Genomic DNA, 11381 nt, shown 5'->3' with positions numbered 1-11381 from the left:
CAACAGGAACAGACCCCACTCGTCGCTGGGCAACATCACACCCGGAGAGTTCGCAATGAAGATGGCTATGGAAAAACAGGCCGCATGAGGCCAGATTAAAAACCCAAGACTCTCCCGAAAAATGGAGGGAAGTTGGGTCTCAGGTCACGAGCAGCCGATCTTGGCCGCAATCGATGAAACAGCAGCCCACCTCGACGGATGCTCGGCTTCGTGATCCAGCACCATACGGATGGCACGCTCACGGACTTCAGGGGAAAACTTGTTCGTTGTCTTGCTCATATCGGCTCCAGTTTCTCAGAAGTTGGAGCCTCCGGCAAACCCGGCGCGGTTCAACTTTGCCAAATGACCGGTAGCCGCTTCACAATATATCCGTAGGGAGTCTTCCTGGCCTGCTTCCAAATTCACATCGTCTTTTCGGGGTTATCCGGAGGCAAAATCGCCACGTCGCGGCCAAGGGTATTTAGGATAACGGTCGGCGCGACCTCTTCCATTCGCTTATTTACCGCAGTGGTCGGGGTGCCTCAGGGGCGCCCCCCGCGACCGGTCTTAATGGTATGTTTCTTGCGGTTGAGCGGAGCCCTGTCGTATATCCCGAAGCGGTTTTGGCGCCGTCGCTCAACTTTTTGCAAGTATCGATGATTTCCACATAGGTATCAAAAACACTGGGAGCGTTCCCCCTTCGTTCACACAACGCTCTCATCCGCCCCTGAAGCGTCGGAAACATCCGTTCCCGAATTGCGGGAAAATTGAACGGATGCTCCCTGCATCTATCCTTCAAGTCGCCCAGCAGGTTTTTAGAAAGCCTGGCGTGGATATCATTCTGCGAACCTGGAGCGAATTGTTCCGCCGCCGGGAGGTTCTGTGACACAGTTGTAAAAGGCTCTTGGTCAAAACGCGGAAACTCACCGGTGGACGCGTAACGGTCCGCCGGTGCGAACCGGGCGCCGGTCGCGAAATTTTGAAACATTTCCACGATTTTCTCGATGCTATCGTTTGAGAAATATTTCTCCAGGAGATCTTCTCGGCCCAGGAATCGGGCTTGATAATCGGGGCTATTTTGATCACGCGCCCGCGCGGGGTTTAATATATTATCTTCCAGATGCCGATATTGCATCACATGAATCCCGAGGTCTTTGCCCATTTCAAAATGTTCCAATGACTCCACCGTATGGGTGTTGGAAAGTCCTAATGTAACAGGAATGTGTTTACCCAGTTTGATCGATGTGCCGTTTGTGACGGAATCGACTATTGCGGCACGCTGCAACTGAAATTCGGGCGGTACAGCCCTATCGTACGCAGGTGCCTTACGATAAAGCAACGACACAGCCTTTCCAGTCGAGCCCTCCGTGGATGAAAGTCTGGATGCAATTTTAAGAACATCTTCCTTGATTATGCTGGCTTCCCTCTCACCCACCTTCTCCCGGCGAAGAAGGTCCACAAGGTTGCCCAGCGTAGCCACATCAAGCGATATTTTGATCTCTCCGAAAGTTCCTCTCCGGAGTGGATCCGGATGATCCGATACATCCGACAATGCCCATGCCGTACCAGCCTTGATCTGACCGGCTTTATTATCGCCCAGGGATGCGATGAGTGGAACGCTGGCCTTCCCTTCAACAAATCTTGAGCTCTTCCACCATTTCACTTCCGCTGCCAAACTGCTATATTTATACAAAGCTTCATCTGTCATCTTAAGATATTTCGCTTCGAGTATTTCCTTGGTAGCGTTAAAGGCCTTATCCGCCTCTGTTATATCGTTCACAGAAACTCTATCTGGCGAGTTATGATTTTCTTTCTTCATTTCCGCGAGGTCTACCCCCAGTTTTCCAAGGGCAATGCTGAATTCATTATAGCTTCGCGCTATAAATTCATCTGGATTTTGTCTAATCGCAGCTGGAAGGTAATTTTTTTTCCATACCAACCTATTTATCTCTGCATAAGCGTCCATGTCATTATACTGTATTATCCGGGGCGCTCTATTGTTTTCCAGCTGGATAAAATCGATATACCGATTGCGCAATTCATCTATCCTGCCCTTGATTTCGCGAAAAGTTTCAGGACGATCTTGCAATTTTGCAATGGTCTGGTTGGCGATCCCTTCAGGACGCGCCGCGATAATGCTATCGAGAAGATCTCGGGAGGTCCTGAGATTCTTTGTGTAATCCGGGTTTAAAAGCTCGCAGCTTGTCCTGTGCCTCTCCAGAGCGATACGGTCTCTTCGATAACCGCCTGCCAGGGAGCCGGCCAGCCCGATTTCCCCCGCGTTCGCATCTCCGGCAACCGGCAACGACTTTGTAAGTGCCCTTACCGTCCCTCCGGCATCGGCCGCAATCTTCGCTTCGAAGGCCCATCTGGGGCCGCTGGCGGATGGCGGAGGATTTATCTCGCCGATTATATTTTTCGGCAGGTTGGGCGCGAGGGCGTCTGGATTGTCTGTCTGAGTTCGCAAATATTCCGACACCGGCATATAGGCCCGGTCCACAACGTCCATAAGATGCTGGTCCGCAATCTCCCGGACGATACCCCTGATTGCCTCCTGGCTGGCTATTCCTTTTAGAATTTTCTGCTCGCGCAGGCCCAAGGGGGCATCTGGATCGTGGCCAGGAGTCCGGCTCACCGTATTTTGAACTTCGCGGCCCAATCTATACAACTTACGCGCGCTCTCCCTGTTCGTATATTTCAGGGGGTTTAAAAAACTCCCGACACCCCGCGCGTTAGCTCGGCGAAACAGTTCGCTTTTCTCCATATTCTCGAATTTGCCGAATACCTTTGTCGTCCCCCCCATTACCGAGCCGCTCGCTCCAACCGTGGAGTTGACCTTGCCAGCCCCGAAGTTGGCATCCTCTATTCCGATCGTCGCTTTCACCTCCCCGCCTCTCAGCCTGGTGACGAGAACGTCACTATCGTCATCTATACTATGCGTCTTTTGCGACTTGATTTTTATCTCAAATCCAATCGCCTTAACGGGAGCCGAAAGAGCGATTGGGGAGCCGCCCACCGACGCCTCTTTTTTCGTGACGAGGCTACGTCCGAGTCGGTTGTTTTCGAAGTCATCGCGAACGGCGGAGGGGATTCGCTTTATCTCCCTATCCGCCCCTTCATGAATGAGGGTCGGGGCGGCATGTGCGAGATGGAAGCGTTTCAACTCCGTAAAGAGCCTTTGCAGTTGGTCATATCTTTGGACTGATCTCGGGTCGCTCGCCTGATCCTTGAGGCTTCCCGACAGTTTGGCCGCAGTGCGCATGGTATCGACGACCAGCAGGTGTTCTTCCCCTACCAGATCCCTCTTCATTGCATGGGCAGCCACACACATGTCTCGTGTCGCATTGAGGCAATCAGCGAGTTGTCTCGCTTCATCGCTGCCGCCTAAACGAGATAAGTCCACTATCTGGCGAAGTTGCTGCAGCACTTCGCCGAGCTGCACCGGGTTCGGCTCATAATTCATATCATTCAACGACTGCGGCCGTGGCAGCTCCACGCCCTCCGGCTGCCGCGTCAGTACAGGCACTGCCGGGGCACCGTCTATCTGAGGACTTTGTGCTGCGGTGCCCCCCGTGGATGGCTGGCGTTGCCGCGTCTGCTCAACCGGTCGATCGCTTCGCTGGGATGGACTAGGCGCATCAGACGTGTCGAAAGGCCTGAAGAAAATGGATCGTGGTACAATGGGGTCAATCGGGCTCATATGCGCGTGGTCCTCCCAGATATAGCCGCCGATAAGGGTCACGGCTTCTCGTGACGTGGGGGCGATCCTATTAGAGAGGGTGTGGGTGCGATTTGATAATCGAAAATACTTATAAGGCCCGTTCGGTGTGATGGGGAATTAATTTCAAGGAAACTAATCCGGCTCGACGGAAATATAGCCAACCGGATATGCCACGGTTTCCGGCGATACCTCCTGATAAGCCAACACCGGCAAATAGATACCATGCTCGTGAAGTATATTGAAAAGGGTATGCCGGACATCCTGTTGCGCAATCAGAACAGGGTGCTGGCCTTTTTTATAGTCATAGCCGATGATTTCGCGCACCTTATCGGTAATATGCCGGCAGATCGAAGGTTCGACAACCAGGAAAGTCCCCTCTTCGGTATTGCGAATACCTTCGCGTATGAAGGATTCGAGCATTGGAGCGACGACCATGACCGGCAAAAAGCCCTCCGGCGCAAACCGCCGTATAATGACATCTCCTATTTCACGACGAACTTTCTGTAGAACGTAGAGCGGGTCCGGCCGCCTGCTTGCCCACAGGAGCATAGCCTCCAATATTCGCGTGCTGCTCGTGAGCGGTATACGCTCCCGCAACAGGAACCGCAGAATCTGGCTGATCGCGTGGTTCGATAGCGCCTCGCGCAAATCATGAATTAATGCCGGATTGCCGCGCTGCACCCTAAGCAACAGATCGGAGGTATTCTGAAAATCCGCGAAGACTTCCAGACGTTTGATAACTGCATCCTGGACGTGCATAAAAAACTGCTCACACGGCGACCAGAACTCCACACCGTCTTCCTGCAATTTCTCACTGTATGTTGCGTCGACGAGCGCGCCCTCTCGCGCACCGAAATCAGCCAGGCACGGTATTCCCATTTCCTGAAGATAACTCGGGTTCGCCTTGATGAATATCGCGCCCGGATCAAATTTTCCGCTCCCCGCGAGTTCCTGTTTTATGAATATCTGGTAAAGCTCTTTTTCCTGCCCTATTTCGAATGTCCAGTACCCCATCTGGACGCCGAATTCTTTTTCAAGGTTTGCTTGCATCTCTTCCAGCACCCTCGAGAAGTATGAGACGTCGATGCTTGTTATGGAAGAAGGCAGGATAAGCATAACCGCCTCCTTGACGCCGGTCGCTTTCGCCATTTTTTTGCAAGTTTCGGCAAGCACCATTTGTTTAAAAATCCAGTCTCGTTCGGCGCGGGCTATCATGGTGCGGTCCCGGCGCATGGTAAAATAGAGCCCGCCGCCCAAAGCTGCGGCGACGGCGAAGAATATGAGCGTGGGGAAACCCGGAATAAGGCCGAAAAGTGCGATGAGCACTCCCGCGACAATAAGTGTTTTCTTGTTGTCAAAGATTTGCTTCGTGATTTCGGTTCCCAGATTAAGAGCTTCCGGGTTGGCGATACGGGTCACGATATTGCCCGCCGCTATGGAAATCATAAGGGCCGGGATTTGTGCAACCAAGCCGTCGCCAATGGTCATCAACGAATAGAGATGAAGGGCATCGCCTATCGGAAGGCCGCGTTGAAAGGAGCCGATGGTGATTCCGCCCAAGAGGTTGACCACCGTGATGACCAAGCCCGAAATTGCGTCGCCTTTCACAAATTTCATCGCGCCGTCCATCGAGCCGAACAGCTTGGCCTCGAGCTCCAGATTTTGGCGCGCTTGCTGGGCGCCCGACAGATCGAGATTTCCGGCGCGGACATCGGCGTCGATGCTCATTTGCTTGCCGGGCATGCCGTCCAGAGCAAACCGCGCACCGATTTCTGCAACACGGTCTGCACCTTTGGTGATGACCAGAAATTGAACCAGCGAAATAACCAGGAAAATAACGAGGCCGACCACGAGATTGCCGCCGACCATTACCTCACCGAACGTTTTTATGATCTCGCCGGCGCTGCCGTCCATCAGGATAAGCCGCGTCGTGGCTATCGAAATGGAAAGCCGGAACAAGGTGGTCAGAAGGAGGATGGTAGGAAAGGTCGAAAATTGGGCGGGAGAGAGCAATTGGAACGATGTCAGCAATATCAAAATTGCCGCGCTGATATTTGTCGTAATCAGAATATCGATGACAAATTCGGGCAGCGGCAAAATCAGCATCACCAGCACGAGCGCAAGCAACACGACGAGGAAGAAATCCTTTTCACGGGCTGCTACGTTAAGAAATCTCGTGAACTTGTTTATCACGGTTGGGGGACCTGCAGAACGTCGGGGTGGATTGGCGGAACGGGCCCAGCGTATGGAAGCCCCGGCATGCCCGATGATCCGCGCAAGACCGTCACCTTTAGGGGATCGACCTTTTCCAGCGCGTCGAACGTCTGTTTGAGGACTTTCAAGTAGGGCTCGGGGGCTCGCACCAGCAGTATTTTGCCATGCTTCAGATATTTATGCGTGAACCGCGGTTCATAGAGATCGAACTGCTTGAGTGCGCCAATGACGGTTTCCACATCGTATTTTTCGAACGTAAAAACCTCGATGCGGAGCTTGTCGGAGGGCGTGATATAAAGCGTCTGGCCATCGAAATACTGCACAAGGCCGAATTGCGTGCAAATATCGTCGAGAAAGGCACGCGCCGATCCATCCGGCTTTGCCTGCCGATAGAGTCGTCCCTGAACTGCGCTGTCTATATTGATCGAAACGCCGATATCTTTCGCCAGGATACGCAGAACGGTGGCTATATCCTGCTCTCCCTGCGGCTGATGGAAAGGTGCGTTTCCCTCAGGAAGCGACGCCGCTCGCGCATGTGGAGCGATGGAGAACGCCAGCAGCGAAAAAGCGGCGCAGACGATAAGGAAAGCTTGTCTCTTCATCCAAAGCAGCGTCCGATCCTCCCTCGGGCGGTTAAGATAAAAATGCATCTCTAGCTGTGGGAGCCTGCCGGGCACTGCTTTTGGACGACCTTTTTCGGTGCGCAGGGCGATTTTGGCCGCGGACTATGCTTCCGATTTGTTTGCCGCCTGACTTTGACTGCCGGAGCGGACCTGGTTTGCCCGGCAAGCAGGGGCGTAACGACAACGATCAAACCATGCCCCATCCCTGCCGACACGCCGGAAACCGCCATACTCCGGCCGTTGAACAACTCGTAAGTTGATGTGAAATGCTGCGATGCGCCGGAGGAAGCGCCTTCACTGCTGGCGATTGTCGTACCGGCCGGGAAAAAATCGGATGTCACGTCGAGAGACACCCGGCCGCCCGGGTAAAACTGAGGCTGCAACGCGACGTTCACGGTAACAGACCCATTTCCAGATGAAAATTCCGCTTTCTTGTTATCGGCCGCTGTCAGGGTAGACGATGCCACGATCCAGGCATCACCTCGTAGAAGCAAATAGTCGACGATACTGTTTAGCTGGCTGGCGCTTCGCCCGGACACGGGCCGTCCATTGCCCAAGGAGGTTATCAAATCGGTCCAATTGAGCCGGGATGGATAAGGCCCGGGGCCAAGTTCAATAAGTTTCACATCGAGACGGATCAGGTTCAGCTTTTGTACGGCGATTTCATCGATAACAGTCGTGTTCGGCGCGCTGCCGTTCAAGATCGCGATGATGCCCTGATGGGTGAACTCATCCTTCACCCTGCCCGAGACGCGAATGCTTCCCGGCGCCGAGTGTAAGGTAACGGACTGCGAAGGATAATTTTGCTGTATCGCACGCCGGATCTCGGACAGATTGTATGTGACGATGAGATCGATCGAACGCAGGGTGTTGCCATCCCGATCCGTAGCGATAATCGTCGTTTCACCGGGCTTTTTCCCGTAAACATACTGCGTTTGTTGCGGAGACGTGCTCAAATCGGCGATTTCCGGATCGGCGACAAAAATGGATTCAGCCTTTTGGACGCCTTCCAGGCGAACCGCCTTTCCCATCTCGATAACGAGACGCTGCTCAGCCTTGGCTGAAACAGGAAAAGAGAAAAGGCATAGAAAAACTGCTATCGCACCGGCTATTGCCGACGCCAGGGCATGATCCCGAAAAATTGCAGACTTCCAGGATAAGATCATGCGGAAAAACAAAGAGTTAGAGCGTGATGCCCGCGCGGGCTTAATCGCGTCATGCTTTAACGAATACGGTATTTCGCCGCGACATAAATGCTTCATGGCCTCATCTCGTCAGGCTTGGTTCTCCGCCTCGGAAAGCCATTTGATTACGCGCCAATGCCTCCAAACCGTCCGTCCGGCGCTGCCAGAGCGGCTGGGCAAGGATTCCGACAAGATTGATGAAAGCGGTAAGACTGATGTGGGTAGCGGTCTCGATCGGCCGCAACTGGCTGGACAGCAGCATAAGTTCGTCATGAGCCAACTTGACCGATGGCGCTTCATGCTTGCCGGCCTCGATCCGCTTGGACATGTCGCGGTCGGCCGCCTCTTCGGCTGGCTGTCCGGCCGTTGCTCGCCGGCGGGAAGGCTTGTTCTCGACGGCCTCCTCCCCCGCTACGTCAAGCGTGTCCTTTTTGTCGCCCACCCTCAAATCGTGGGCAATCGCGGCGTGGGCTTCCTTCGCATCTCCCTCATAAGCTTCCGCCAGCATTGCGTTGTATGAAGCAGAATTCCCCCGCACCTGATGGGGCGGGGTGACGCGAGTCACCTTCGTGACCGCGGGGCCGGCCGAGGAAATCTGGGCCTGAGGCACAGGTCTAAGGTGAGGCTCTTTCGGTTCTATCGGTTTGCTCATGGTCCTTACTCCAGCGAAGATAGGTACTGATCGCATTCCGGCATTCGCCCGGGGGCTTTTCGTCCTGCATGAGAAGCTTCATGCGAAGAAATGCGATATTCCTGCTGTTCAATGTTTGTTCTCTAAGTGCGTCCGCCGCTTCATTCGTTTTGCCGTCGAGCAGTAGGGCATAGGCGTAGGCTTCACGCAGGCGCACATCTTCAGGATAAAGCTCCACGCCGATGCGGCCATAGAAAATCGCCTTGTCAAGAAACTGTGTCCGCAAGGCGAAGGAAGACAGCATCAGCAAAACATCCGCGGCAAGATCCGTTTCGGGCTCTCTTGGTTGCATTGCAGCACGCCCTTCCTGATGCTTCACCTTAGCTTATGACCTGCACAAGTTTTGACATCAGGCTGAACCTGCCGGCCAATTCTTGGGTCCTCAGTTCCACATTGTTATTCCACATGGCTCTTTCAGTATTGAAAATTGCCGATTCCATCTGCGCAGCAACCAGCCTCTTCTGCAATTGCGATGCCACACGGAGCGTATAGGCCGTCTGGGCCGATATTTGCGCGCTCAGAAACCGGTTCATGGCTGGAATCTGGACCGAAAGGTCATCCGTTTTCAAGGAAGCCGTTTGGAACAGGAGAGCGGTCGGTTGAATGATCATGATAAAAGCCAATCTGCACTATTGATGGAAAGGCAGGCACCGCATACCCAACGGCGCCTGCCTGAATGAGTGGTTAGCCGCCGCCGGTAGCAGCCTGGCCAAGTTTCGTGGTCGTGCCGTGGATCTGCTTCGCTCTATCCTCCGTGATCTGGAGCATGCGGTCTTGGTAATCATTGGAGATTGAACGCAACGTCTGCATCTGCATCCCCAGTATGTTATGGCGAGTTTGGAGATTTGACGACTCTATGTTTTGGTTTACTGTTCGCAACTCATTGTTATAGACTTCATCCCTTTGCCTCCGATTCAGCTGGTCGTATCGCCAGTTATCGTAGGTGTTGTAGTCGTCGGGCATTTCATTCTCCTTTCGTGTTTCGTTTCTCTAGGATTGTTGCTTTCGCAACGACATCACGGTTTTATCATCCGCGATCAGAAGAAGCTCAGGCCTCCATATCCTCCGCCGACAAACGACGGAAGGTTAAGAATGTTCTGATATGGCGTGCTGCCATATTCATTGATGTTGATGTTGATGCGTGGGGTCGGAGAGTAGTTTCCACGATTCCAGCCGTTCGCAAGAATATCCTTCAGCATTGAATTTTCTCGGGATAAATATTGTACCTCTTGATCGTAATACTGAGAAAACCCGTTCATATACGGAGGCGGGCAGCCATATCCTCCGAAGCCTCCGAAGCCTCCAAAACCTCCAAAGCCCATTGGGCCGCCGCCAAATAGCGACGAAACGAAGTTGCGCCCGAGGTTACTTAACCCCATCATGGTCTGGCCAACAAGGCTTAGGCCTTCCCCCAAAAATCCCAGGATGTCTGGCATTAGTTTGCTCCCTTTCTTACGGTTGGTGTTGTATGCCGCGCTGCATGGATGGCAGGCAGCGTGGGTAATTGTCTGTTTAGAGATAACCCTGCGGCCGGTTATCTTGAATTTGAAAAATCTGATACCGTGCATCGGAAGAAGCCCTCCATAGGAGAGAAATGGCTTCCGCGCCTTCTGGATGAGGGACCGGAGCCGTTGCAATTGCCAAATGCTGGCGCATAGTGGCTCGCCGCTCTAGGTTTCAATCTTGGAATGGCTTAAGCCGGCTACGTTCGAAACAGGCGAGCCGTGTCAGCGCATTCGCATGGGAAAGGAGAAAAACAAGGGATAAAGCAATCGGTACACCTGTTCCTGGTTTGGTTGCCTATGCCGCCAAGCTGGACACGAGGGCGAATAGAACAGGTAAGACAGGGGGGGGACAGAATAGGTAAAATTTCCGTGGCAAAGTCTCGGCGGACGTGGTGAGCCTATTGGGACATCCAGAGACTGCCCCTGGTTCCTGCACCGTCCGAATGGTCGTCTTTCGATCTCATGCCTCGGGAAATACCCATATGATCCGAAGGAGGACGTAAATGGCATGCCCAGAAATAGAAACGTACAAGCGCCTTCTTGCTCGAATTTCTTTTTCTTATATCGATGCTCCATCCGCTTTCTGCTCACTCTGCAACCTGGTGAAAGCTGGTGAGTATACGCTCAAAACAGAAATATCCATGCTATGTAAAATTATCAGAATTGTATTAGGCTCTATAATTACACTTGTACTTTGGTTGTTTATGGTAATACATTTAATATTTTGTTTTATAATAAGCTTATGTGAAAGTGGGACGCCCGATTTTCTTAAAGATTATCTTTCTTATTATTACACTAATACCTTATTTGAAGTTATAATGTTCAATTGTGTATTTATTATCGCAGCATCATTCCTTTCGTTCGTCTTGCATCTTCTCACTAGATTCCATTTTATGTGCTGCTTCGGCGGTGTAGTTGCTGCAGCTATGGCGTTTCTGGATGTCCTTTCCGCCAAATACTCAATGGAACACGTCGTCTCACCTTTTTACACGCAGGGCATCGTAAGCCATACGGAAGATTTTGTGGGATTGAGGGCGATGATGCCCTACTTCATAATGATCGTCGTTGTATATTGGGCCATCTATAAGGATGTGATTTCCTTCGTTTGGAGCCTCAAGCCAAAGCCGCAAGATGAGAGCATGGACAGCCTGCTGCCGGACCATTTGCTCGGCAAAATCCTGGTCGTGCGGGCGCTGGGGCATTATGTGGAGATCATCACAGAAAGTGAGCGGATTGAAATGCGAACCTCATTTTCCGCGGCATTGCAACGACTTCGCACGGAAAGCGGACTGAAAGTCCATAGATCCTATTGGGTCAACAATGGCATCATTGAATCGGTCGAAAAAAAAGGCAATCGGTTTTTCGCCCGGACGTCCTGCGGAAATATTCCGGTCTCTCCGGCAATGGCGGATAAGGTCGCCGCGTTAGCGACAAGCAAACGAATTCAATAAGACATGGCTTGCG

Annotated in this window: 10 protein-coding genes and 1 pseudogene; 2 read left to right on the top strand and 9 right to left on the bottom strand. The window is 52.6% G+C overall.

Annotation, left to right across the window (positions count from 1 at the left end; all coding sequences use genetic code 11):
* Positions 1-147: 147 nt before the first annotated feature.
* The 5 genes and pseudogenes from ACOWVG_RS18710 to ACOWVG_RS18690 all read right to left on the bottom strand — a co-directional run.
* Positions 148-279, bottom strand: a pseudogene (locus ACOWVG_RS18710) (IS3 family transposase); the annotation flags it as partial.
* A gap of 220 nt (positions 280-499) precedes the next feature.
* Positions 500-3505, bottom strand: coding sequence for a hypothetical protein (locus ACOWVG_RS18705; protein ID WP_420963884.1), 3006 nt, complete (start codon positions 3503-3505; stop codon positions 500-502).
* 327 nt (positions 3506-3832) lie between these two features.
* On the bottom strand, positions 3833-5893 hold the full coding sequence (locus tag ACOWVG_RS18700) for an FHIPEP family type III secretion protein (RefSeq protein ID WP_420963883.1): 2061 nt from the start codon (positions 5891-5893) through the stop codon (positions 3833-3835).
* Complete coding sequence (locus ACOWVG_RS18695) at positions 5890-6516, bottom strand: hypothetical protein (protein WP_420963882.1); 627 nt, start codon at positions 6514-6516, stop codon at positions 5890-5892. The genes ACOWVG_RS18700 and ACOWVG_RS18695 overlap by 4 nt, the downstream gene beginning before the upstream one ends.
* 50 nt (positions 6517-6566) lie before the next feature.
* A complete protein-coding gene (locus ACOWVG_RS18690) occupies positions 6567-7703 on the bottom strand; it encodes a pilus assembly protein N-terminal domain-containing protein (RefSeq protein WP_420963881.1) in 1137 nt (378 codons plus the stop codon).
* On the opposite strand from ACOWVG_RS18690, the gene ACOWVG_RS18685 reads away from it, so the two are divergent.
* Positions 7702-8241, top strand: coding sequence for a hypothetical protein (locus ACOWVG_RS18685; RefSeq protein ID WP_420963880.1), 540 nt, complete (start codon positions 7702-7704; stop codon positions 8239-8241). The two genes, ACOWVG_RS18690 and ACOWVG_RS18685, sit on opposite strands and share 2 nt — an antisense overlap.
* 94 nt (positions 8242-8335) lie before the next feature.
* Here the strand turns inward: ACOWVG_RS18685 and ACOWVG_RS18680 are convergent, their stop codons facing one another.
* The 4 genes from ACOWVG_RS18680 to ACOWVG_RS18665 all read right to left on the bottom strand — a co-directional run bounded on the left by ACOWVG_RS18680 (position 8336) and on the right by ACOWVG_RS18665 (position 9848).
* On the bottom strand, positions 8336-8704 hold the full coding sequence (locus tag ACOWVG_RS18680) for a hypothetical protein (RefSeq protein ID WP_420963879.1): 369 nt from the start codon (positions 8702-8704) through the stop codon (positions 8336-8338).
* A 28-nt stretch (positions 8705-8732) separates the two neighbouring features.
* Positions 8733-9023 (bottom strand): hypothetical protein, encoded by a 291-nt coding sequence (locus tag ACOWVG_RS18675; protein WP_420963878.1) that lies wholly within the window; start codon positions 9021-9023, stop codon positions 8733-8735.
* Positions 9024-9096: 73 nt separating this feature from the next.
* Positions 9097-9375: a hypothetical protein gene (locus ACOWVG_RS18670; protein ID WP_420963877.1), complete on the bottom strand. Its 279-nt coding sequence runs from the start codon at positions 9373-9375 to the stop codon at positions 9097-9099.
* Between the two features lie 74 nt (positions 9376-9449).
* Entirely contained in the window at positions 9450-9848 is a 399-nt protein-coding gene (locus tag ACOWVG_RS18665; protein WP_420963876.1) for a hypothetical protein, read from the bottom strand.
* 572 nt (positions 9849-10420) lie between these two features.
* Here ACOWVG_RS18665 and ACOWVG_RS18660 point away from each other — a divergent pair.
* Positions 10421-11368 (top strand): LytTR family DNA-binding domain-containing protein, encoded by a 948-nt coding sequence (locus ACOWVG_RS18660; RefSeq protein WP_420963875.1) that lies wholly within the window; start codon positions 10421-10423, stop codon positions 11366-11368.
* Positions 11369-11381 lie beyond the last annotated feature (13 nt).

Origin of the sequence: Brucella sp. IR073 (assembly GCF_049065735.1) — a bacterium.
GTDB lineage: Bacteria > Pseudomonadota > Alphaproteobacteria > Rhizobiales > Rhizobiaceae > Paramesorhizobium.
Note: the sequence above shows the minus strand (reverse complement) of the source record. Positions and strands in the feature narration are given on the sequence as shown.

Coding starts and splice junctions, on each gene's coding strand:
- ACOWVG_RS18695 (WP_420963882.1), bottom strand. CDS start 6,516: ATGAAGAGACAAGCTTTCCTTATCGTCTGCGCCGCTTTTTCGCTGCTG.
- ACOWVG_RS18685 (WP_420963880.1), top strand. CDS start 7,702: ATGCGGAAAAACAAAGAGTTAGAGCGTGATGCCCGCGCGGGCTTAATC.
- ACOWVG_RS18690 (WP_420963881.1), bottom strand. CDS start 7,703: ATGATCTTATCCTGGAAGTCTGCAATTTTTCGGGATCATGCCCTGGCG.
- ACOWVG_RS18680 (WP_420963879.1), bottom strand. CDS start 8,704: ATGCAACCAAGAGAGCCCGAAACGGATCTTGCCGCGGATGTTTTGCTG.
- ACOWVG_RS18675 (WP_420963878.1), bottom strand. CDS start 9,023: ATGATCATTCAACCGACCGCTCTCCTGTTCCAAACGGCTTCCTTGAAA.
- ACOWVG_RS18670 (WP_420963877.1), bottom strand. CDS start 9,375: ATGCCCGACGACTACAACACCTACGATAACTGGCGATACGACCAGCTG.
- ACOWVG_RS18665 (WP_420963876.1), bottom strand. CDS start 9,848: ATGCCAGACATCCTGGGATTTTTGGGGGAAGGCCTAAGCCTTGTTGGC.
- ACOWVG_RS18660 (WP_420963875.1), top strand. CDS start 10,421: ATGGCATGCCCAGAAATAGAAACGTACAAGCGCCTTCTTGCTCGAATT.